At 73.0% G+C, this 22,050-nt stretch carries 14 protein-coding genes; 8 read left to right on the top strand and 6 right to left on the bottom strand.

Features of this window, described 5'->3' with window-relative positions:
* Positions 1–58: 58 nt before the first annotated feature.
* Positions 59–3,181: a hypothetical protein gene (locus ACIA6B_RS03430; RefSeq protein WP_396770526.1), complete on the bottom strand. Its 3,123-nt coding sequence runs from the start codon at positions 3,179–3,181 to the stop codon at positions 59–61.
* A 157-nt stretch (positions 3,182–3,338) separates the two neighbouring features.
* On the opposite strand from ACIA6B_RS03430, the gene ACIA6B_RS03425 reads away from it, so the two are divergent.
* Complete coding sequence (locus ACIA6B_RS03425) at positions 3,339–6,761, top strand: BTAD domain-containing putative transcriptional regulator (RefSeq protein ID WP_396770524.1); 3,423 nt, start codon at positions 3,339–3,341, stop codon at positions 6,759–6,761.
* A gap of 9 nt (positions 6,762–6,770) precedes the next feature.
* On the opposite strand, the gene ACIA6B_RS03420 is transcribed toward ACIA6B_RS03425, so the two are convergent.
* On the bottom strand, positions 6,771–7,457 hold the full coding sequence (locus ACIA6B_RS03420; protein WP_396770522.1) for a hemerythrin domain-containing protein: 687 nt from the start codon (positions 7,455–7,457) through the stop codon (positions 6,771–6,773).
* 170 nt (positions 7,458–7,627) lie between these two features.
* On the opposite strand from ACIA6B_RS03420, the gene ACIA6B_RS03415 reads away from it, so the two are divergent.
* The gene (locus ACIA6B_RS03415; RefSeq protein WP_396770520.1) at positions 7,628–8,371 is read left to right on the top strand and encodes an SAM-dependent methyltransferase; all 744 of its coding nucleotides are present in this window, start codon (positions 7,628–7,630) and stop codon (positions 8,369–8,371) included.
* A gap of 34 nt (positions 8,372–8,405) precedes the next feature.
* On the opposite strand, the gene ACIA6B_RS03410 is transcribed toward ACIA6B_RS03415, so the two are convergent.
* The 3 genes from ACIA6B_RS03410 to ACIA6B_RS03400 all read right to left on the bottom strand — a co-directional run bounded on the left by ACIA6B_RS03410 (position 8,406) and on the right by ACIA6B_RS03400 (position 11,845).
* A complete protein-coding gene (locus tag ACIA6B_RS03410) occupies positions 8,406–9,446 on the bottom strand; it encodes a hypothetical protein (protein WP_396770518.1) in 1,041 nt (346 codons plus the stop codon).
* On the bottom strand, positions 9,410–10,546 hold the full coding sequence (locus ACIA6B_RS03405; RefSeq protein WP_396770516.1) for a transporter substrate-binding domain-containing protein: 1,137 nt from the start codon (positions 10,544–10,546) through the stop codon (positions 9,410–9,412). Before ACIA6B_RS03405 ends, ACIA6B_RS03410 begins: the two co-directional genes overlap by 37 nt.
* Positions 10,547–10,693: 147 nt before the next feature.
* On the bottom strand, positions 10,694–11,845 hold the full coding sequence (locus tag ACIA6B_RS03400) for a trypsin-like serine protease (RefSeq protein WP_396770514.1): 1,152 nt from the start codon (positions 11,843–11,845) through the stop codon (positions 10,694–10,696).
* 166 nt (positions 11,846–12,011) lie between these two features.
* On the opposite strand from ACIA6B_RS03400, the gene ACIA6B_RS03395 reads away from it, so the two are divergent.
* From ACIA6B_RS03395 to ACIA6B_RS03375, 5 genes are all read left to right on the top strand, one after another.
* The gene (locus tag ACIA6B_RS03395; RefSeq protein WP_107156381.1) at positions 12,012–12,383 is read left to right on the top strand and encodes a helix-turn-helix transcriptional regulator; all 372 of its coding nucleotides are present in this window, start codon (positions 12,012–12,014) and stop codon (positions 12,381–12,383) included.
* A gap of 497 nt (positions 12,384–12,880) precedes the next feature.
* Entirely contained in the window at positions 12,881–14,401 is a 1,521-nt protein-coding gene (locus tag ACIA6B_RS03390) for an arabinofuranosidase catalytic domain-containing protein (RefSeq protein WP_396770512.1), read from the top strand.
* 103 nt (positions 14,402–14,504) lie between these two features.
* Positions 14,505–16,211: a family 43 glycosylhydrolase gene (locus tag ACIA6B_RS03385; RefSeq protein WP_396770510.1), complete on the top strand. Its 1,707-nt coding sequence runs from the start codon at positions 14,505–14,507 to the stop codon at positions 16,209–16,211.
* A 12-nt stretch (positions 16,212–16,223) separates the two neighbouring features.
* The gene (locus ACIA6B_RS03380; RefSeq protein WP_396770508.1) at positions 16,224–17,342 is read left to right on the top strand and encodes an RICIN domain-containing protein; all 1,119 of its coding nucleotides are present in this window, start codon (positions 16,224–16,226) and stop codon (positions 17,340–17,342) included.
* Between the two features lie 78 nt (positions 17,343–17,420).
* Positions 17,421–18,761, top strand: a complete 1,341-nt coding sequence (locus tag ACIA6B_RS03375; protein ID WP_396770506.1) for a ricin-type beta-trefoil lectin domain protein — start codon at positions 17,421–17,423, stop codon at positions 18,759–18,761.
* A gap of 60 nt (positions 18,762–18,821) precedes the next feature.
* On the opposite strand, the gene ACIA6B_RS03370 is transcribed toward ACIA6B_RS03375, so the two are convergent.
* On the bottom strand, positions 18,822–20,594 hold the full coding sequence (locus ACIA6B_RS03370; protein ID WP_396770504.1) for a ricin-type beta-trefoil lectin domain protein: 1,773 nt from the start codon (positions 20,592–20,594) through the stop codon (positions 18,822–18,824).
* A gap of 216 nt (positions 20,595–20,810) precedes the next feature.
* On the opposite strand from ACIA6B_RS03370, the gene ACIA6B_RS03365 reads away from it, so the two are divergent.
* Positions 20,811–22,049, top strand: a complete 1,239-nt coding sequence (locus tag ACIA6B_RS03365; RefSeq protein WP_396770502.1) for an extracellular solute-binding protein — start codon at positions 20,811–20,813, stop codon at positions 22,047–22,049.
* Position 22,050: the final 1 nt, after the last annotated feature.

The raw sequence follows: 22,050 nt of genomic DNA, 5'->3' as shown, positions 1-22,050 counted from the left end.
TCGATACCCGCCGGTCCGAGGGCGCACCACGGCGGTACGCCCTCGGACCGGATCCGGGTCAGCTCGCGTGCACGCTGACGTTCGTCGCCCGCAGCAGGCCCACCACGGTCCGCACCGCCGCCAGGCCCTCCTGGTGGCTACCGGCCCTGATCCGGCCGGACCAGTAGGCGTACCGCTCGGCCAGGCTGTCGACGCCCACCGTCCCGGCCCGCAGCACGCAGGAGCCGAGCGGGTCGTCGGGCGCCTCGGTCGCCGGAGCGGTGGCGCACCCGGCGGTGAACCGTTCCTGTCCCCGCATCGGGTCGAGCCCGGAGACGTCGCCCTGGCAGGGGTCCCAGTCGAGGGTCTGGGCGCAGGTGGCGTAGTTCGCCAACGCCCGCTGGTAGGCGTTGAACAGGTGCAGCGAGCCGGTGTTGTAGCTGTCCTGGCTGCGCGGCAGGCGGTAGTCCGCCGGCAGGGACCGGTCGCCGAAGAGTTGACCGCGCAGCACGTCGTCCCGGTCCAACGCCGAGGACCAGCCCAGCTCGGAGAAGATCTGGAGCATCCGGACCGTGTCGGAGACCTTCTTCCCGGCGTCCCACAGTTGCTGGGAGACCGACCAGGTGCCGGCCGCCGGCCGGTCGACGCCGGTGCCGAGCGCCGCCACCCGGTAGAAGTAGCGCTGCTTGCCGGTGAGCATGGCCCGCGTCTTGGTCCGCGCCAGCGCCACCGCGGCGGGGTTCTCCACCACCGTCCCGCTGTTGTCCAACGCCGGCCGGTACGTCGAGTCCCACTTCTGGTTGACGTAGTAGTCGGGCTCCCGGCAGTAGCCGGTCGGCGGGTTCGCCCGCTGGTCCCACAGGCAGACGTCGATCAGGTGCGTCGTCCACGTCACGGTCCGCACGTCCTGCCAGTCGCCGCCGAGCCACTTGGCCTGCTGCCGCACCACCAGTTGCAGGTCGGCGTTGGTCCGCTGGGTGCGCGGCCCGTCGATCACCTCGATGTTGACGAAGTCGGCGTCCAGGCAGGAGCGCAGCTCCGGCCGGTGCGCGGGCGCCATCGCGTAGGTGGCGAGGTGGTAGACGTTCGGCAGCGCCGACCGGTTGACCCGGCTCGGCGTGGTGACGCTGCCGGCCTGCCCGCAGAACGACATCCTGGCCACGTCCGCGAGCCGGCCCGCCGCCGGGACGTCCTGGTCGACGCTGCCCCACATGTCGTAGTCGCGGTCGGTCTCCACCCAACGCACCGCCCGGCCGACCTCGTCGAGGGCCGCCTTCCACTGGCCCGTGGCCGACCGGTAGTCGGCCATGAGGCGCTGGAACAGCGTGTTGGTGCCGCCGTCCGCGGCCGGGGCGCTGAACTGCCGTACCCGACGGTTCACCGCGTCACCGGCGGCGATCGTGCTCTGCGTCTCGGCCGCGCCGACCTGGGCGGCGTACTGCGGGTTCTGTAGTTGCAGGATCAGGTTCGCCCGCGCGCCCAGCAGCCACGCCGACGGGTTCGCCACGCCACCGGCCGGCGCGTCGCCGGGGGCGGGGGTCAGCGCGACGCCCCGGGCGCCCGCCCACTGGGCCAGGTAGTCGATCGCGCCGGCCGGCAGGTGGAGACCGACCGTCGACACCGGGTCGGCCAGCGACGTGCCGACCGGCACGACGTGGGGCGCCTGCCGCGCCGAGTCGACCGCGAACGTCCGGGTCGGCGAGTCACCCTGGTCGAAGTACGTCGCGAAGGAGTCGATCGCCGAGCCGGTGCGCGCCTCGCGGTGCACGTACCGGTCGACGCTGGTCCGCAGCGGCTGCTGGGCGATCTGCTCGAACGCCGCCTGGCTGGCCAGCGCGAGCCCGTCGACCCGCTGGTCGAGCACGATGAGCTGCCCGGCGATGACGGTCAACTGGGCGCGTACCTCGGCGAGGTCCCGGGCGAGCGCGGTGAGTTGGGCGCTCAGCGCGTCGTACATCACGCCGAGCATCTTCTCGATCCGGTCGAACCGCTTGTCCATGCCCGCCGCGAGCCGGCTGATCTGGTCCCGCAGCGCCGCGATCTGCGCGCCGGTGGCGTCGTCGGCCCCGCCGCCGGAGGTGAACAGCGGAAGCAGGATCATCGCGGCCCCCACCAGGCCACCGACCAGCGTGAACGTGGACATGGCAAGCGCCGCGGTGGTGATCCCGGCGGCCGAGATGGCCGCGGTGTAGGTGGTGATGGCCGAGATGGCGCCGACCACGGCCTTGGCGATGGTCTCGATCTGCCGGCCGAACTGCTTGTCCACCATCCCGGCAAGCTTGCCGAGCACGGTGACGGCCTGGCCGAGCTTCTCGTTGAGCTTGCGGTCGGCCTCCGCCTTGGCCTTGGCGGCGGCCTCGTCGGTGGCTGTCGGCTTGTCCGGCCCGCCGATCGGGAAGCGGTCGGACTGGGCCACCGCGTCGGTCACCGCGGCCGCCGACCGCGCCCGCAGCGCGGCGAGCGCGGCGTCGAGCTGCGTCTGGATCTCCGCCCGGTAGGCGTCCTTGTCGTACCGCTTCGCGGTGATCGCCGGAAGGTCGAGGTGGCCGGTCAGGTCGGGCAGTTGCGCCAGCTCGTCCGCCGGGGTGTCCAGGCGTACGCCGAGCCGGGCGCCGACCGCGCTGTTCCAGACCTCGGCGAGGACGGTGTCGGAGGCGGCCCGGGTGTGCAGCCCGGCCCAGACCTGGCCGATCGCGCTCCGCGACAGCATCTCCCACATGTGGTCCTGGGTGCCGCTGCGGATCTGCTCGATCGGCGGGACGATCCCGCCGAGTTCCTCACCTGTCGTGCTGCGCAGCAGCCCCCGGACCGCCGGGCCGCCGAGCCGCGCCTCGCCGCTGCCGGCCAGTTTCTCCACGGCCGCGCCGAGCAGGTGGAGCTTGCCGGGTGACTCGTCGGACGCGGTGACGGCCGGCCCGACGAGGGCGGTGACGGTGGTCAGGTGGGCGCCGACGGCGGCGGCGTCGGCGGTCGGGTGGGTGGCGCGCCAGTCGCTGAGTTCGGCGGCGAGCACGGCGTCGGTCAGGCCCGGGGTGCCGCCCTCGCGGACCTGGACGACGGCCGCGAAGAGGGCGTGGTGCACGGCCTGCTCGTCGTAGGTGACCGGGTCGGCGGCGACCGCCGGCCCGGCCAGCCCGACGACCAGGCCGACACCGGTCACCGCGGCGAGCCACCGGTGTGCGTGGCCCTTCTTGGTTCTCATGGATGTCCCTTCTCCGACGCCCCGCGGTCGCGGGGCGCGATGCGGCCTCCATCGAGCCGGACCGGAGTTGGCGGGTGCTTAACGCGCGCTTGGCGTACCGGTCGGGACTGTCGGATGGATGATCTCCACGACGGACCGGTCCGGTTAGGGTCACGGCGTGACGACGATCGGCGTGCTCGGTCCGGTGCGGGCCCTCCACGGCGGCGCCGCGATCGACCTCGGCGCGCCCCGGCAGCGCGCGGTGCTGGCCCGGCTGGTCGCCGGCGGCGGTCACGCGGTGTCGGTCGACCGGCTGGTGGACGACCTGTGGTCCGCGGACCCGCCGCCCCGGGCCCAGGCGGCGCTCCAGGTGTACGTGTCGAACCTGCGCCGGGCGCTGGAACCGGACCGTCCGTCCCGCGCCCCGGCCCGGATCCTGGTCACCGTCGCCCCCGGTTACGCCCTGCGGCTGCCGGTGACCGACGTGGACGCCTGGCGCTTCGAGGCGCGGCTGCGGGCGGCGACCCCGGCCGCCGTCGACCGGCCCGCCGCGGCGGTCGCCGACCTGGAGACGGCGCTCGCCTGCTGGGACGGCGGCACGCCGTACGCCGAGTTCGCCGGTGAGCCGTGGGCGGACCGGGAACGCGAGCGGCTGGGCCGGCTGCGGCTGAACGCCGTCGAGCAGCGGGCGAAACTGCTGCTCGACCTGGACCGTCCGAGCGAGGTGGTGCTCGACCTCGATCCGCACGTACGGGAGCACCCGCTGCGGGAACGGGCCGCCATGCTGCTCGCGGTCGCGCTGTACCGCCTCGGCCGGCAGGCGGACGCGCTGGAGGTGTTGCGCGCGGTCCGGGCGGTGCTGGCCGAGCAGTTGGGCATCGATCCCAGCCGTGAGCTGCGGGACCTGGAGACGGACCTGCTGCGGCAGAGTCCCCGGCTGGAGGCGCCCACCGCGGGTGCCGAACCGGCGGCCGGCACCGAACCGAGGACCGGCACCGGGCCGGCGGCTGGCGCCGACCCGAGGACTGTCATCGAACCGGGGGCCGGCGCCGGGCCGGAGGCCGTTGCCGGGTCGGCCGCGACGTCCGCTCCCGCCGCGAGCGCCGGGGCACGCCCGGAGCGACCGCTGGGCCGGGCGGCCGAGTTGGCCCGGTTGAGGGCCGCGGCGACCCGCGCCGCCCGGACCGGCCTCGGCATCTGCTGGGTGGGCGCCGAGGCGGGCGCGGGGAAGTCCACGCTGGCGCAGCACCTCGCCGACACGCTCGCCGGCAATGGCTGGCGTCCGGTGACCGGGACCTGCCCGCAGGTGGAGGGCGCACCGCCGGCCTGGGCCTGGCACGAGGTGGTCACCGCCGCCCGCCGCCATCTCCCGCTCGACGAGGCGGAGGCCCACGGGCTGCGCCTGCTGCTGGAGACCGGCACGTCGGCCGGCGCCCGTGGGGAGTACGACGAGTTCCACCTCCGGCGGGCGCTGGCCGCCTACCTGTCCCGGTTGGCCGGTCACGGCCCGCTGCTCCTGCTGGTCGAGGACGTCCACCGCGCCGACGGCGAGACGTTGCGCATCCTCCGCCACCTCGCCGCCGCGCTCGCCGGGGCGCCGGTCCTGGTGGTGGCGACGTACCGGCCGGACGAGGTGACCGACGACCTCACCGTGGCGCGGGCCGCGCTGGCCGGCGTACCGGCCATCGACTGCGGGCTGGGCGGCCTCGACGCGGACGCCGTCGGCGAACTGCTGCGCCGCTACGGCGTGGACAGCACCGACACCGAACTGCTGCGTACCGTCCGGGACCGCGCGGCGGGCAATCCGCTGTTCACCATCGAGCTGGCCAAGCTGATCGCGGCCGAAGGGCCGGCAGCGGCGCTGGACGGCGTCCCCGCCGGCCTGGGTCACGTGCTGGCGCGGCGGCTGGCACGGTTGCCGGCCGGCGCGCGGACGGTGCTGCGGCAGGCCGCGGTCCTCGGCGAGACCGCCGACATCGACACCCTGCTCGCGGTCGACGGCGGCCCGGAGGACCAGGTCCTCGACGGGCTGGAGGCCGGGGTGACCGCCGGCCTGCTCGTCGAGCCCGCGCCGGGCCGGGTGCGGTTCGCGCACGCCCTGATGCGGGACGCGCTCTACCACAGCGTCCCGCTGCTGCGGCGCACCCGCATCCACAGCCGCGTCCTCGACGTGCTGCGGGAGCGGCACGTCGACGACGTGGCCGCGATGGGGCGGCACGCGCTCGCGGCCCTCACCCCGGCCACCGCGGCCGACGCGATCGGCCACCTCGCCGCCGCGGCCCGCCGCGCCGGCGAGCTGGGCGCGCCGCGGGAGGCCGCCGCGCTCTGGGCCGGCGCGTTGCGTGCGGTCGACCTGGCGTCGGCGACCACGGTCCGGACCCGCCTCGACCTGCACCGCAGTCTGGCCACCGCCGCCGCGCTCGCCGGTGACGTGCTCACCGCCCGCGCCGCCCGCGCCGAGGCGGTACGGCTGGCCACCGGCACCGGCGATCCGGCGGCCGTCCACGCGGCGCTCACCTGTTTCGACGCCCCGGTCACCTGGACCATCCGACCGGACCGCCTGGTGGACGACGCCCTGGTCCGGCTGCTGGAACAGGAGCTGTCCCGGGTCGGCGACGACCGGCCGGCGCTGCGGTCCCGGCTGCTGAGCGTGCTGGCGTTCGAGATCGAGGGCGCCGACCAGGAGCGCGCCGACGAGGTCACCCGGGAGGGCCTCGCGCTGGCCCGCCGGCAGGACGACCCGGCCGTGCTCTGCCGCGCGCTCAACGCCCGCTACTTCGTCACCGTCGCTCCGGCGCACCGCGCCGAGCTGCCCGAGGTGGGCCGGGAGCTGTTGGCGACGGCCGAGGCCGCCGGCCTCACCGCGTACCGCTGCGAGGCCCACCACATCCTCTATCAGGCCGCGCTCGCCGAGGCCGACTTCGACCGGGCCCGGCACCACGTCGACCGGGCGGTCGAGGAGGCCACCACCGGCCAGCTCGGCCTGATCCTGGCCGTGATGGGCTGGTTCACCGGTCTCTGCGCGCTGTTCCGGGGCGACCTCGACGAGGCGTCGCGCCGCTACGCGGAGATCAGCGACCGGATGAGCCGGGTCGGCGGCCCGAACGCGGCGGCGATGGGGCTGATGGGCCGGTTCACCGCGCTGACCGTGGCCGGGCGCGGGCACGAGGTGGTCGACGAGCTGCGGCAGGTGCACGCGCGGGTGCCGGACGACACCCACGACGTGCTGGCCCACGCGCTGCTCTCCGCCGGGGACCACGCCGGGGCCCGGGCCGTCTGGCGGCCCCGGGCCCCGATCCGTCCGGACTACCTCTGGCTGTACTGGATGACGGTGCGCGGTCAGGTCGCCGCCCGGCTCGGCGACGTGCCGGCCGCCCGGCGCTGCTACCGGGAACTGTCGCCGTGGGCCGGCCGCTTCGCCGGGTTGGAGTGCGGGTCGATCTCGCTCGGGCCGGTGGACCAGACGCTCGCCGAGCTGGCCGCCGCGCTCGGCGACCCGGGGGTGGCCGCCGCGCACCGGGACGCCGGGCTCCGGCTGGCCCGCGCGGTCGGCGCCGTGCCGTGGAGCGACGAATCGGCGTACGTGCCGGTGGCGGCGTGAGCCGGCCGCTCACCCGCCGAAGACCCGCGCCTCCCGTCGCCGGAAGCCCGGTCGCACCGCCGCGAGCGTCAGCCGCAGCACCGGTCCGGCGATCCGCTTCAGCTCGTCCAGCTCGGCGGGCTCGGCGTACCGCTCGATGCGGGGCAGCTCGAAACGCAGCGCGCCGCCCTTGCGGACGGCCCGTTCCACGGTGTCCCAGTCGGCCACGCTGACGTACCGGCGGATCACCGGAAAGATCAGCCGTTCCTCCTCCTCGATGTGCTCGTCGAGGGCGTCGCGTAGCTGGGCGAGGGCCGTGGCGAGCCGCCGCGCGGCGGTGCGTACCCGGTGCTCCGCCGGCCCACCGGGGGCGAACACGGAGACCAGGTCGTCCACGGCCGCGCGTACCTCGTCCAGCACCGGGTCCAGCGAGGCGTGGTCGTCGCTCAGCTCGCGCAGGTCGATCTCGGCGGCGGCCGAGCGCTCCAACACCGGCCAGAGGACCTCGTCCTCCATCCGATGGTGGTGGTGGATGCCGGCGCAGAGCAGCCACACGTACGTCCGCAGCGCCCGCGCCCGACGGCGGTCGTAGGTGATCAGGCCGGCGGCCACCCGGTCCGACAGATCGGCGAGTCGCCGGGTGTCGGCGCGCATCGTGCGGTGGTTGACCCGGAAGCCGACGAGGTTCGGTCCGGTCGCGGAAGCGGTCGTGTCCATGGTCTCCTCCGGCCGCTGCGGTCAGCGGCCCGCTCGGTGGCATGTCGTGCGCCGAGCCTCGATCGCCGCACCTGGCGCTCACTTGGTGGCGGCTTGGCCGTCGGGCGCCCGTCCGGCCCGGCCTCGGAGCGTGATCCGGCGCGCCGCCCCGGTGGTGTTCACTGTCAACCGTGGATCGTCAACGACTCAGCGACATCGCGCACTCGCACCACCCGATCGCCGCGCCGGTCTCCGGCGTCAACGTCAACCGGCTCCTGCGTCGGGCGGACCGGCGGCCGGCGGCGCGCATCCTCGACCTCGGCTGCGGGCGGGCGGCCTGGGCCATGCAGGCCCTCGCCCACTACCCGGACGGCCACGCGGACGGCGTCGACGTCAGCCACCACGCGCTCGAACACGCCGCCGCGGCGGCCGAGACGCGCGGCCTCGCCGACCGGCTGACGCTGCACGAACGCGACGCCCGTGGCTACGTGCCGGACGGCGACTACGACCTGGTGCTGTGTGTGGGTGCGACGCACATCTTCGACGGCTTCGCCGGTACGCTGCGGGCCGCCGGCCGGCACGTGAACCCGGACGGGATCCTGCTGGTGGGTGAGGGCTTCTGGCAGGCGCCGCCGACGCCGGAGGCGCTGGCCGCGCTGGACGCGAAACCGGAGGACCACACCGACCTCGCCGGCCTGGTGGACGCCGCCGAGGAGGCCGGCTGGACCCCGGTGTACGCGCACCTGAGCGACGCCGCCGAGTGGGACAACTACGAATGGTCGTGGGTCGGCTCGCTCACCGAGTGGGCGCTCGACAACCCCGGCCACCCCGACGCCGCCGAGGCGCTCACGGTCGCCCGGGCGCATCGGGACGGGTGGTTGCGCGGTTACCGCAACCTGCTGGGTTTCGCGACCCTGGTGCTGCGCCGCACCTGACCGCCGGTCACCGCCCGCGGGCACGGACCGACCGCTAGCGTGGGCCCCGGCCGGGCTGGTCCCCGGCGGGGAGCCGGCCGTCGCAGCGAACGTCCCTCACGGTGACCGGCCGCCGGAGCATCATCCAGTCGAGCACGGTCTCCTCCACCGGCCAGCCGTGCACCGTCACCACGCTGTACGGCACCGGTCGGGCCTGCGGGCAGAGCACCTGCGAACGCACGTGGTCGTTGGGCAGGAACCGGACGACGGCCGCCCGGTCCAGCATGATCGTCGAGGTGTCGGTGACCGTGATCAACGCGCCGAGCACCACCTCCGGGGCGACCGCGCCGTCCCCCGTCGCGGCCTCGGAGGCCGGTGGGGCGACCTCGACCGCGGTGGTGGGCAGCACCGGCGCCGCCAGGAAGACCGCGCCGGTCACCAGCGGCAGCACGGCCGCGACCGCGTACGCCAGGCCGTGGGTGACCGCCGGCGCGATCCACCCGGGGATCGCGCCGGTGAGCAGCACGGTGGCGGCGGGCGGCACCACCAGCAGCACGGCGGTGGTCGGCTCACCGACGTGCAGCGCCGTCCACGCGGCCGGGGCCAGCGCGGCGTACTCCAGCACCGCCACGGCCAGCGGGATCGCCACGCCGACCAGGAGGATCCGGTTCGGCTGGTCGGGATACAGGTAGCGGGTACGCAGCGCGAGCAGGCAGAGCGCCAGCATCAGCAGGGTCGGCAGGAAGCGGAGCTGCCAGGTGAGCGCGCCGAGCGCGACCGCCGCGGTGGCCACCCAGCCGGGGGTGCGCGCCGTCCAGGAGGCGAGCAGCGACCGGTCCGGGTCGAAGCGCTCCGGGGCGCTGAGCCGCAGCAGCCGTCCGAGCACCCCGAACATCAGCACGACCAGCGGGAAGGCCCAGACCAACGCGATCAGCAGCGCGCTGAGCAGGCCCAGCGGGCTGACGTACTGCACCAGCAGCAGCATCGTCGACATGTCCTGGCGGCTGAGTTGCCACAGCCGCAGCACCAGGAGCAGGACGGGGAACGCGGGGAGGAGCGTCAGCAGCCACTGCTGCGCCTGCCGCGCCCCGGCCATCCGGCGGGGCCGGCCGCTCTTGCCCGGGCCGCCGGTGATCCGGAGGATGCCGGGGCCGGCAGTGCGATCCTCTCCCACGGCCACTGCCGTACCTCCACCTTCCTGGGGTCGGGCTGCTGCTGGACCGCGACCGGCTGCGGGAGGTTGAAACGCTGCTGCCAGCGGAAGTTGGCGTCGTACGCCTGCTCCCAGGCCGAGTTCCGCGGGTTCGTGGCCGAGTCGTCGAGCGCGAGGTCCACCAGGTCGCGGAGCGCCTCGTTCGGGCCGGTGTTGACGCCCCACTTCTCCGCTGCCGACTCGCCGATGTCCCAGTGCCGCAGCGGCTTGGCGTTCCGGAGCAGGCTCGGGAAGCGCTGGCCCTCGTCGCCCGCCCGGTCGCCGGTGACGAAGCCGGCGAGGATCGCCGCGTCGCTGCTGACCGCGTCCACCTTGCCGTCGTACAGCTCCTGGACGCACTCACTGATCTTGTTCCGGCCGATCGGTCGGGCCCGAGCCTCCCGCAGGCGCGGAATGGCGGTCGAGGTGGTCAGCGTGCAGACGGTCCGGCCGGCCAGGTCCTCCAGGCTGCTCACCGGGCCCCGGTCGCCGGCCAGCGTCACGACCGACTGCTCGGTCTGGAGGTAGGCCGCGGAGAAGACCGCCCCCTCCTCCTCTTCCCGCTTCTTGGTGATGCTGTACGAGGCGACCACCATGTCGACGGTGACGAAGCCGTCGCGGTCCCGGGCCTGGCGGCGGGCCCGGTCCTCGCTCTCCATCGGCAGGAACCGCACCTGCGACCGGTCGAACCCGAGATAGCCGGCGATCAGGTAGGCGATGTCGACGTCGAAGCCCTTCCAGACATCGTTCGGCAGTCGCTGGGAGACGCCGGGTTGGTCGTCCTTCACGCCGACGAGCAGTTGCGCCTTGCCCTTGAGGCCGGCGCGCTCCATCAGGTCGTCGCGGGTCGGTGGGCCCAACTGGAGCACGATCGGGATCAACGCCGCCGCGAGGAGGGCCAGCACGACCACCAGTCCCACCAGCCGGAGCTGACGGATCCGGCCGGCCCGCGACGACGTGCCCGGCGCCGGCCCGGACGGGGCCGGCTCGTCTGCCTGATTCACCTGTGCCCTCCCCCGCCGCGCCCGGTGAGCGTCAGTCGTTCCATTGTCGGGTCCGTGGCAAGGCGGGGACGAGCCGCCCCGAGGGTCGGGATGCCGACCGGCCAGGAGCACCGGAGATGTCGGTGACCCTGGCCGGCCGGTCGGTCGTCAGTACGCGGACTCGACCACGTCGAACTTCTCCCACGGGCCGATCTCGGCCCGGTTGGCGATCAGCGGGTTCGCCCCGCCGTTGTCGGCGGAGACGTACTTGCCGTTGGCGTTGGCCAGCAGGCTGGTGCTGCCGTCGCTGTTCCGGACGAGCGTGAACTTCTCCCACGCGCCGAGCGCGGCGGCGTTGGCGATCAGCGGCGCGACACCGCCGTTGACCGGCGCGGTCACGTACCGGTTCACGGTCCGCGAGTAGAGCGCGACGTACCCGCCGCCGACGTCGATCCGGTCGAACTTCTCCCACGAGCCGATGGCGGTGCGGCTGGCGATCAGCGGGGTGGTCAGGTGTCCGCCCATGGTGACGTAGCGCGAGTTCACCCGGGCCCGGAGGCCGATCACCAGCGGGACGGTCGCCTTGCCGGCCACGATCCAGCCGCCCAGGTCGTCGACCCGGGTGGCGGTGGCGGTCCGGCGGGTCTCGGTCTCGCCGAGGCAGCCGCCCTGCCAGGACCGGTCGTGCACGCCGACGAGGGTCACCACCCCGCCGGCCGTGCGCAGGGCCGGGCCGCCCGCGTCACCACGACAGAGCGTGGCTCCGGAGGCGGTGCCGTCGAGTTCCATCGAGGCGGCGGCGACACTCCGTACGGTGAGGTCACCGGCGTGCAGCCGGTCCGGGACCCACTCGGTGGCGGTGCGGCCGTATCCGGCCGCGGTGAGCTGCTCGTCGACCACCGGGGCGCTGCCGATCGCCACCGGCGCGACGCCGGTGGCGGACTTCTCCAGGCGCAGCAGGACGACGTTGCGCGTCGGGTGCGGCACGACGCTGATCACGGCGAGCCGGTGCCCGCCGGTCGACGACAGGTCCGTCCGGCCGACGGTGACGGTGGTGGGGCGCGGCGGGGCGCCCGCCGTGACCGTCTGCGGATCCTCCGCCAGGCACGTGGTGGCGGTCAGCACCCACAGCGGATCCACCAGCGCCCCGGTGCAGGCCCGCAGGTCGTTCTCCACCTTGGCGGTGAACGCGTAGGTCCCGTCCGCGACGGGCGCGGACCCGCCGACCGCCTGCGCCGCCGCGCCGCTCAGCATGCTCGCGCCGACGATCGCGACCGCAAGGGTCGACCCCCAGCGCGCCGCATGTCGCTTCGATCGCATCTTCCCGACTCCCCGCGTGGTGTGTTCATCGACCGGTGTGGAACGCCGAGACTAGGTCATTCGATCTTCGGATGTGGTCCCGTCCGGCGCTCCGCCCGACCCACGGAGATTCACCGCCGGTGATGGTCGGCGGTTTTGCCGTCCCATTGATGGTGTCGGTGCGACTATGGAGGGCGTGGGAACTGCGAAAACAGCGATGCCGTCCATCTCGCCGCTGACCGGTGAGCCGATCAAGCGTGCCGACGCCGAGCGCCTCGCGGGCGTCCTGAAGGCGTTCGCCGACCCGGCTCGGCTGCGGCTGATCAGTCTGATCCAGTCCGCCCCGGAGGGTGAGGCGTCGGTGAGTGACCTGACCGCCCCGCTCGGGCTGTCCCAGCCGACGGTGAGCCATCACCTGCGCATCCTCACCGAGGCCGGGCTGCTCGAACGCGAGAAGCGCGGGGTCTGGGCGTACTACCGGGTGGTGCCGTCCGCGATCGCCGCCATCGCCGACCTGCTGACCCCGCCGCGCAAGCGGGCGACGAAGCGGACGCGCTGAGCGCCGGCACGCCCCCCGGCGGAGCCGCCGCGCACGCCGGGTGACGAGCGCGCCGGGTGACGAGCGCGCCGGGTGACGAGCGCGCCGGGTGACGAGCGCGCCGGGTGACGAGCGCGCCGAGCCTGACGCGGGCCAGGGCGGAGAACCGGCCCGCCTGCCTCCGGGCGGGTCGCTCGACCGATCCCGGCGACGGCTCGGGCCGTGGCCTGCCCGAGCCGTGCCCGAAGCGCCGGCCCGAATGCCCGGCCCGCTTCGTCGCGCCGTCGTGACATCGATGTGTTCTAATTACTCACGTCGATGTTCGCGATAACATCAGCGACCGGTAGGCCACCACCGAGGCACCTCCGGGAGCGCCGCCTCGTGCCGGGCCGGACACCTCGCGCCGCACGGGCGGCCGAGTGCGCGCAGCGGGTGTTAGCGCTTCACCGACGGTCACCACCCGTGAGGCTCCGTGCCGGTACGGACGGCCCCGGAGCCTGCGCACCCGAGGAGCCGTCATGGCCATCCCCCGTCCCCGATCCCTCCGATCCGGACGACCACGACTGCTGGTCGCCACGCTCGCCCTCGTCCTGGCCGCCGGCGGCGCCGTCCTGACCACCCAGGCCCGGACGGCGGTCGCCGCCCCCGGGCCGGGCGCCGTCGTGGGCGTGCAGTCCGGACGCTGCGTGGACGTGCCGAACGGCAGCACCACCAACGGCACCCAGGTCCAGCTGTACGACTGCACCGGCGCGGCGGCGCAGAACTGGACCTACACGTCGGCGCGGCAGTTCACGGTCTACGGGACCAAGTGCCTGGACGCCAACGGCCGGGGCACCAGCCCGGGCACCGCCGTGATCATCTGGGACTGCAACGGCCAGTCCAACCAGCAGTGGACCGTCAACGGCGACGGCACCATCACCGGCCAGCAGTCCGGGCTCTGCCTGGACGCCAACGCCGCCGGCACCGCCAACGGCACCAAGCTGATCCTCTGGACCTGCAACGGCCAGGCCAACCAGCGGTGGACCACGTCCACCACGCCGACGTCCCCGCCGCCCACCTCGCCGCCGCCGCCCGGTGGCCGGCCGTGTGACATCTACGCCGCGGGCGGCACGCCCTGCGTGGCGGCGCACAGCACCACCCGCGCGCTGTTCTCGGCGTACGGCGGCAACCTCTACCAGGTCCGTCGCTCGTCGGACAGCGCCACCCGCAACATCGGCGCGCTGGGCGCCGGCGGCTACGCCGACGCCGCCGGCCAGGACGCGTTCTGCGGCGGCACGACCTGCGTGATCACGGTCGTCTACGACCAGTCGGGACGCGGCAACGACCTGTGGTACCAGGGCTCCGCGCAGGTCCCCGGCTCCTCGTCCAGCCGGCCCGCCACCGCGACCAGCGAGGCGCTGACCGTCGGCGGCGCGAAGGCGTACTCGCTCTACATCAACCCCGGCAACAGCTACTGGCGCGACGGTCACCTGACCGGCGTCCCGACCGGCAGCGCGCCGGAGGGCATGTACATGGTCACCAGCGGCACCCACGTCAACAGCGGCTGCTGCTTCGACTACGGCAACAGCGAGACCACCCGCAGCGCGGACGCCGCCGGTGCGATGGACGCGATCAACTTCAGCACCAGTTGCTGGTTCGGCGGCTGCTCCGGCAGCGGCCCCTGGGTCCAGGCCGACCTGGAGTGGGGGCTCTACCCCGGCGGCAGCCAGAGCTGGAACCCCAACCAGCGCGCCTTCACCAGCAAGTTCGTCACCGCCACGCTGAAGAACAACGGCACCTCACGGTTCGCCATCAAGGGCAGCAACGCCCAGTCCGGCAACCTCTACACGCTCTACGACGGGTCGCTTCCCCCCGGCTACAGCCCGATGAAGAAGCAGGGCGCGATCATCCTGGGCAGCGGCGGCGACTGCTGCAAGCCCGGCGGTGGCGCCAACCTGAGCGCCGGCACGTTCTACGAGGGCGCCATGGTCGCCGGCTATCCGTCCGACGCGACCGAGAACGCGGTCCAGGCCAACGTCGTGGCCGCCGGCTACCGCTGAGACCACCCGCACCCCCACCGGAAGGACACCAATGTTAGCGCTATCAACGAGACCTGATCGCCGTGGTCGGCGCAGGCTCGCGCTGCTCGCCACCCTGCTCGCGATGATCGGGCTGTTCCCGGCGATCGCCCGGGCGGACAACCCGATCGTGCAGACGATCTACACGGCCGACCCGGCGCCACTTGTCTACAACGGCCGGGTCTACCTCTACACCGGCCACGACGAGGACAACTCGACCTGGTTCACCATGAAGGAGTGGCGGGTCTACTCGTCCGACGACATGGTCAACTGGACCGACCACGGTTCCCCGCTCAGCCTCGCCACCTTCAGCTGGGCCAAGCAGGACGCGTGGGCCGGCCAGGCGATCTACCGCAACGGCAAGTTCTACTGGTACGTACCCATGGTCGTGCGGGCGACCGGCCAGATGGGCATCGGGGTGGCGGTCGCCGACAGCCCGACCGGCCCGTTCCGGGACGCCATCGGCCGTCCGCTGGTGAGCAACGGCGAGATCGACCCCACCGTGTTCATCGACGACGACGGCCAGGCGTACCTCTACTGGGGCAACCCGAACCTGTGGTACGTGAAGCTGAACGCGGACATGACCTCGTACTCGGGCAGCCCCACACGGATCCCGCTGACCACCGCGGGGTTCGGCACGCGGACCGGGGACGCGAACCGGCCCACCCTCTACGAGGAGGGGCCGTGGGTCTACAAGCGCAACAACCTCTACTACAACGTGTTCGCCGCCAAGTGCTGCTCGGAGTTCCTCGCCTACTCGACGGCGCCCGGCCCGCTCGGGCCGTGGACCTACCGCGGCACGGTGATGCCCACCCAGGGCAGCAGCTTCACCAACCACCCCGGGGTCGTCGACTTCAAGGGCAACTCGTACCTCTTCTACCACAACGGCGCGTTGCCGGGCGGCGGCGGTTTCACCCGGTCGGTGGCGGTGGAGAAGTTCACCTACGGCGCGGACGGCTCGATCCCGACCATGTCCATGACCACCACCGGGCCCCCGCAGGTCGGCACGTTGAACCCGTACGTCCGGCAGGAGGCCGAGACGATCGCCTGGGGGCAGGGCGTCGAGACCGAGGTCGCCAGCGGCGGCGGCATGAACGTCGGCTATATCGACAATGGCGACTACATCAAGGTCAAGGGCGTGGCGTTCGGCACCGGCGCGACGTCGTACACCGCCCGGGTGGCCTCGGCCGGTAGCGGCGGCAGCATCGAGCTGCGCCTGGACGGCACCAGCGGCCCGCTGGTCGGCACCTGCCGGGTGTCCGGCACCGGCGGCTGGCAGACCTGGACCGACACCACCTGCGGGGTCAGCGGCGCCACCGGCACCCACGACCTGTACCTGCGGTTCACCGGCGGCAGCGGCTCGCTGTTCAACCTCGACCACTGGCGGTTCAGCTCCGGCAGCAGCACCCCGCCGCCCACCACCCCGCCGCCGACGACCCCGCCGCCCACCACGCCCCCGCCCACCACGCCCCCGCCCACCACGCCGCCGCCGACCAGCGGCGCCTGCGCGGCCAGCTACCGCACCACCAGCACCTGGTCCGGCGGGTTCCAGGGCGAGGTGACCGTCACGGCCGGCGCCTCGGCGATCGACGGCTGGACGGTGGGCTGGAGCCTGGCCGGCGGCCAGAGCATCAGTCAGATCTGGGGCGGGACGCTGAGCACCAGCGGCTCCACGGCGACGGTCCGCAACGTGTCCTACAACGGCTCGGTGCCGGCCGCCGGCTCGACCACGTTCGGCTTCCTCGCCAACGGCTCGCCGTCGACCCCGTCCCTCACCTGCACCAGCCCCTGAGAGGAGCAGACATTGCGTACCGGAAAATGGCTCGCCGCGGTCGCGGCGCTGGCCCTGTCGGTCACCGGCGCGCTGGCCCCGGCCGGCCCGGCGGCGGCCGAGTCCAACGGCGGGGTACGGGTGATGCCGCTCGGTGACTCGATCACCGAGGGCACGCAGGTCCCGGGCGGCTCCCGGATCGGGTTGTGGCAGCGGCTCGCCGCCGGTGGCTACCGGGTCGACTTCGTCGGCTCCCAGTTCAACGGGCCGAGCAACCTCGGCGACCACGATCACGAGGGCCACCCGGGCTGGCGGATCGACCAGATCGACGCCAACATCACCGGCTGGCTCAACACCTACCAGCCGCGCACCGTGCTGCTGCACATCGGCACCAACGACATCCTGCAGAACTACAACGTCTCCACCGCGCCGAACCGGCTCTCCACGTTGATCGACCGGATCACCACGACGGCGCCCAACGCCGACGTGTTCGTGGCGCAGATCATCCCGTTGGCCAACTCCGGCCAGGAGTCGGCGGTGCGGACGTTCAACGCCGCCATCCCGGGCATCGTGCAGTCCAAGGTGAACGCCGGCAAGCGCGTCCACCTGGTCGACCAGCACGCGGCGCTGACCACCGCCGACCTGATCGACGGCATCCACCCGACGGCCACCGGCTACGACAAGATGGCCGCCGTCTGGTACGCCGCGTTGCAGTCGGTGTCCGGCAGCATCGGCACCCCGGGCACCGGCGGCGGCACCTACCAGAACGTGCAACTGGTCGGCACCGGCTCGGGGCGGTGCCTGGACGTGCCGAACGGCAGCACCACCAACGGCACCCAGGTGCAGTTGTACGACTGCTGGGGCGGCACCATGCAGCGCTGGACGTACACCGCCGGCAAGCAGTTGCAGGTGCTCGGCAACAAGTGCCTGGACGCGAACGGGCGCGGGACCGCGAACGGCACCGCGGTCATCATCTGGGACTGCAACGGGCAGACCAACCAGCAGTGGAACCTGAACGCCAACGGCACGATCAGCGGCGTGCAGTCCGGTCGTTGCCTGGACGCGGCCGGCTACGGCACCACCAACGGCACGCGGATCAACCTGTGGGACTGCCACGGCGGCTCCAACCAGCTGTGGAGCACCCGAAGCTGAGGTGCAAGGCGGGGCCCCTTCTTGACGCCTCCGGTACAGGAGGGGCCCCGCTCAACTTCTCGACGGAAGGAGTACGCCATGCCGAGACGTCGACTCGTCGTCGGTGTCGTCGCGGGGGTGGCGGGCCTGGTGCTCGCCATGAGCGGTGTCGCACTCGCCGCCGGGCGGAGCGCCACCGGCATCGGCGCGCTGGCGGCGACCGCCGGCTGCGGCAAGGCGCCGGCGCTGACCAGCGGCTCGCACACGATCTCCAGCGGCGGCCAGAACCGCTCGTACATCCTGCGGATCCCCGACAACTACGACAACAACCGCCCGTACAAGCTGATCTTCGGCTTCCACTGGAACGGCGGCACCGCGGGTGACGTCGACTCCGGCGGGACCAGCGGCTATCCCTGGTCCTACTACGGGGTCCGGGCGCTGGCCAACAACAGCGCCATCTTCGTGGCGCCGCAGGGCAACGGCAACGGCTGGGCCAATCCGAACGGTCAGGACCTGACCTTCGTCGACGACATGGTCCGCACGTTCGAAGCCGGCCTCTGCGTCGACACCACGCAGCGGTACGCGATGGGCTTCAGCTACGGCGGCGGCATGAGCTACGCCCTCGCGTGCGCCCGGGCGACCGTGTTCCGCGCGGTCGCGGTCTACTCGGGCGCGAACCTCAGCGGGTGCAACGGCGGCACCCAGCCCATCGCGTACCTGGGAATTCACGGGTTACGGGACGGCACGCTGCCGATCTCGCTGGGGCGTTCGCTGCGCGACCAGTTCGTCCGGAACAACGGCTGCACCCCGCAGAACCCACCCGAGCCGGCGGCGGGCAGCCTGACGCACGTCGTCACCTACTACTCGGGATGCCGGGCCGGCTACCCGGTCGCGTGGGCCGCGTTCGACGGGCCGCACGCCCCCAATGCCGTGGACGGCACCGCCGACCCGTTCGCACCCGGCGAGCGGTCCTGGACCCAGGCGGTGGTCTGGCGGTTCTTCACCCAGTTCGACGGCACCACGCCGACGAACCCGCCGACGACGACGCCGCCTCCGACGTCCGCCCGGCAGCTCGTCGGTGGGCAGTCCGGCCGGTGCGTGACCGCGCCGAGCCAGACCTCCGGTACGCAGGTGCAGTTGCAGGACTGCGCCGGGCAGTCCGGCCAGCTCTGGACCGCCACCTCCGGCCGGCAGGTGCAGCTCGCCGGCAACCTCTGCCTGGACGCGAGCGGCGCCGGCACCGCCAACGGCACCGCGGTGATCGTGTGGACCTGCAACGGGCAGCCCAACCAGCAGTGGAACGTGAACGCGAACGGCACCGTCACCGGCGTGCAGTCCGGGCTCTGCCTGGACGCCAACGCCGCCGGCACCGCCAACGGCACGCGGCTCATCCTCTGGGCCTGCAACGGCGGCGCCAACCAGCGGTGGAGCTGGCGCTGACGTGTTAAGCGGGGCCCCTTCCTGTACCGCAAGCGTTAAGAAGGGGCCCCGCCTTGCATGTCAGCTTCGGAGGGTCCAGCGTTGGTTGGCGCCGTTGAGGCACTGCCAGAGCTGGACCTTGGTGCCGTTGGTGGTGCCGAACGCGCTGGCGTCCAGGCACAGCCCGGACTGCACGCCGGTGATCGAGCCGTCGGCGTTGACGTTCCACTGCTGGTTGGCCTGGCCGTTGCAGTCCCAGATGACCACCGCGGTGCCGTTGGCGGTGCCCTGACCGGACGCGTCCAGGCACTTGGTGCCGTACACCGTGAGCTGCTTGGCCGCGGTGTAGCTGAAGCGCTGGTTGGCGCCGCCGTTGCAGTCCCAGAGCTGGGCCTGGGCGCCGTTGGTGGTGGTGGAGCCGGGCAGGTCCACGCACCGGCCGGACTGGCCGCCGACGATCTGGACGTTCTGGTTGGTGGGTACGCCGCCGCCGGGCGGCAACAGGGTGACGGTGGACGTGTCGTTGATGTTCGCGTGCGACACGGTGACCGTGGTGCCGTTGTTGGTCAGGGTCACCACGCTGTCCCGGACCGTGACCGGGCCGGCCACCGCGCCGCCGTTGTTGTACGGGATGTTCTGCACCACCACCCGGACCTGGTTGTTCACCACGATCCCGCTGGTCGAGTCCAGGCGCTGGAGGTTGAGGGTGACGTTGCCGGTGGTCGAGTTGCCGCCGACGAGGATCTTCGCCGAGCCGGCGTCCCGGGTGGCGAACGCGTCGTAGGAGGCGCTCGGCGTGACGGCGACGATCTGGCCGGTCATCGAGCCGTAGAACTGGTAGGCCCACCATTCACCCCGGGGCTGGTACTGCCCGCTGGAGTTCCGGGTGAGCAGGCTGGCCAGGTCGTTGTGCAGGTTCTGACCGCCGGCCCAGTTGGCCCGCAGCCCGTCCGCGCCGGCGCGTTCCAGCCGGGCCAGGTACCACGCCCCGCCGGCCGGGTTCTGCTGGTTGGACGCGCCGTACTCGTTGATCTGGTGCGGTCGCGGGTGCGGGATGCCCCGGGCGTCGAGCGTCTGGTTGGCGGTGGCCACGTTCGCCACCGGGTCGCCGGGCAGCGAGTGCCAGCTGAAGATGTCCGGCACCACGTTGTTGGCCTTGACGTAGTCGAGGTACTGCGTCCACCACCCGCTGGTGGACGGCACGCACGCGCAGCTCGGCCCGACGATCAGCATGCCCGGGAACGTGGCCCGGATGCGTTGGTAGGTGCGTCGCCACAGCTCGAAGTACTGCGACTGGGGGCGGTTCCAGAACAGGCTGATGTTCGGCTCGTTCCAGATGTCCCACTGCACCGTGATGCCGGCCGCGCGGACGTCGGCGAAGAGTCGGTCCAGGAAGCGGTCGTAGTCGCTCCAGTCGCCGTTGTCGCCGGGGAAGCGGCTGATCGCGGCGCCGTCGGCGCCCCACAGGTCGTGGTCGAGCAGCACGAACGTGCCGCCCAGGGCCGCGGTGCGTCGGGCCTGCGCCACGGTGGCGTTCCACCGGCGGTCGTAGCCACCGCCGACCCAGCCCTGGCCCGGCAGTTGGGCGCCCCCGGCACGCATGGCCCGGAACCGTACGTCCCGGAAGTAGTTGTCCGGCGGGTTCTGACCGTTCTCGGTCATCCCGTAGATCCAGCCCGAGCCACGGTAGGTCGGCGTGCCGAGCGCGGTGGAGAAGGTGACGGTGAGCGACTCGTCGGCGGCCCGAGCCGGGGCCGCGACGACCGCGAGCGAGCAGACGACGGCGACGGCGCCGGCCGCGATCCGGGCGGCGAGGCCACGGATCCGGGGTGTCCGGGGGCGGGGGAGGTCCACTGGTGACTCCTTCGGCAGGGCGGGGATGCTGCGGAGGACGTCCTGGCGAATCGATTCGCCGCGCAGCTTAGGCGTTGATATCGATAAATGTCAACGCGATGACCTGGCCGTGACGTCGATGTTTCCTGAGCAGGCATCGAACATCTTGACCGTCTTGCCGGAGCGGCCTATCTTCGGTCGAACCGATTCGCCCACCGCATGCCGAGGGGGCACACCATGACGACATCCGCGTGGCGGCGGGGCGTGGCCGGCGCCGCCCTGACCGCTCTCCTCCTCGCCGGCGGCGCCTGCGCCGCGACGGACGGCCCGGACCGGGGCGCCGGCGGGGTCGCGTACACGATCTGGGACCCGTATCCGCAGTTCGCCGCCGGATCCGACTGGGAGAAGCTGCTCCAGAGCTGCGGCAGCGCCGCGGGCGTGTCGGTGCGCCGCACCGGTTACGACACCACGGACCTGACCAACAAGGCGCTGCTCGCGGCCCAGCAGAGCAACTCACCCGACGTGCTGATCATCGACAACCCGGTGATCTCGACGCTGGCCCAGGCCGGCGCGTTGACCTCCGCGGACGAGACCGGGCTGGACACCTCCGCGTCCGCGCCCAACCTGCTCGGCGCCGGCCGGCTCGACGGCAGGACGTACGGCGTCCCGATCGGGGCCAACACGCTCGCGCTCTGGTACAACAAGGATCTGCTGGGTCGGGCCGGGGTGGACGTCGCGTCGGTGACGGACTGGCCCTCGCTGACCGCCGCGCTGGCGAAGGTCACGGCCGCCGGCAAGAAGGGCATCACGTTCTCGGCGATCGGCACCGAGGAGGGCAGCTTCCAGTTCCTGCCCTGGTTCTGGGGTGCCGGCGCCCGCCTCACCGCGCTCGACTCGCCGCCGGCGGTGTCCGCGCTGACGCTGTGGAAGGACTGGCTGACCCGGGGGTACGCGCCGAACTCCGTCATCAACAACACCCAGACGACCAGTTGGCAGGAGTTCGCCGGTGGCGACTTCGCGTTCGCCGAGAACGGCACCTGGCAGCGCGCCAACGCCGAGAAGCTCGACTTCGGGTACGGGATCATCCCGGTGCCGGCCAGCGCCGGCGGCACCGCACCGGCCCCGACCGGCGGCGAGTTCGTCTCCGTCCCGGTGCAGCGCGACACCGGCCGGTACGACGTCTCGCGCCGCCTGGTGTCCTGCCTGACCAGCCCGGACAACCTGCTGACCACCGACACCACGCTGTCGTACGTCGCGCCGGTGGCGGCCGTGCAGCAGAAGCAGGTCGCGGCCGACCCCGCGCTGAAGGTGTGGGTCGACGCGGTGAACGCCGCCAAGGGCCGCACCGGCGACGACCTCGGTACGCGGTACCCGAAGATCTCCGAGCAGCTCTGGACCGCCGTGCAGGGCGCGCTCAGCGGCGCGAAGACGCCACGGGCGGCGTTGTCCGCCGCCCAGGGCGCGGTCGCCAAGTAGC

The sequence above is a fragment of the Micromonospora sp. NPDC051141 genome (genome assembly GCF_044455765.1).
Lineage (GTDB): Bacteria > Actinomycetota > Actinomycetes > Mycobacteriales > Micromonosporaceae > Micromonospora.
The sequence above is the reverse complement of the archived record's forward strand: the minus strand, read 5'-3'. Positions and strand labels throughout refer to the sequence as shown.

Bases quoted from the DNA above. Each gene is read 5' to 3' on its own strand.
- ACIA6B_RS03430 (WP_396770526.1), bottom strand. From the start codon at position 3,181: ATGAGAACCAAGAAGGGCCACGCACACCGGTGGCTCGCCGCGGTGACC.
- ACIA6B_RS03420 (WP_396770522.1), bottom strand. From the start codon at position 7,457: ATGGACACGACCGCTTCCGCGACCGGACCGAACCTCGTCGGCTTCCGG.
- ACIA6B_RS03410 (WP_396770518.1), bottom strand. From the start codon at position 9,446: ATGGCCGGGGCGCGGCAGGCGCAGCAGTGGCTGCTGACGCTCCTCCCC.
- ACIA6B_RS03400 (WP_396770514.1), bottom strand. From the start codon at position 11,845: ATGCGATCGAAGCGACATGCGGCGCGCTGGGGGTCGACCCTTGCGGTC.
- ACIA6B_RS03395 (WP_107156381.1), top strand. From the start codon at position 12,012: ATGGAGGGCGTGGGAACTGCGAAAACAGCGATGCCGTCCATCTCGCCG.
- ACIA6B_RS03390 (WP_396770512.1), top strand. From the start codon at position 12,881: ATGGCCATCCCCCGTCCCCGATCCCTCCGATCCGGACGACCACGACTG.
- ACIA6B_RS03385 (WP_396770510.1), top strand. From the start codon at position 14,505: ATGATCGGGCTGTTCCCGGCGATCGCCCGGGCGGACAACCCGATCGTG.
- ACIA6B_RS03375 (WP_396770506.1), top strand. From the start codon at position 17,421: ATGCCGAGACGTCGACTCGTCGTCGGTGTCGTCGCGGGGGTGGCGGGC.
- ACIA6B_RS03365 (WP_396770502.1), top strand. From the start codon at position 20,811: ATGACGACATCCGCGTGGCGGCGGGGCGTGGCCGGCGCCGCCCTGACC.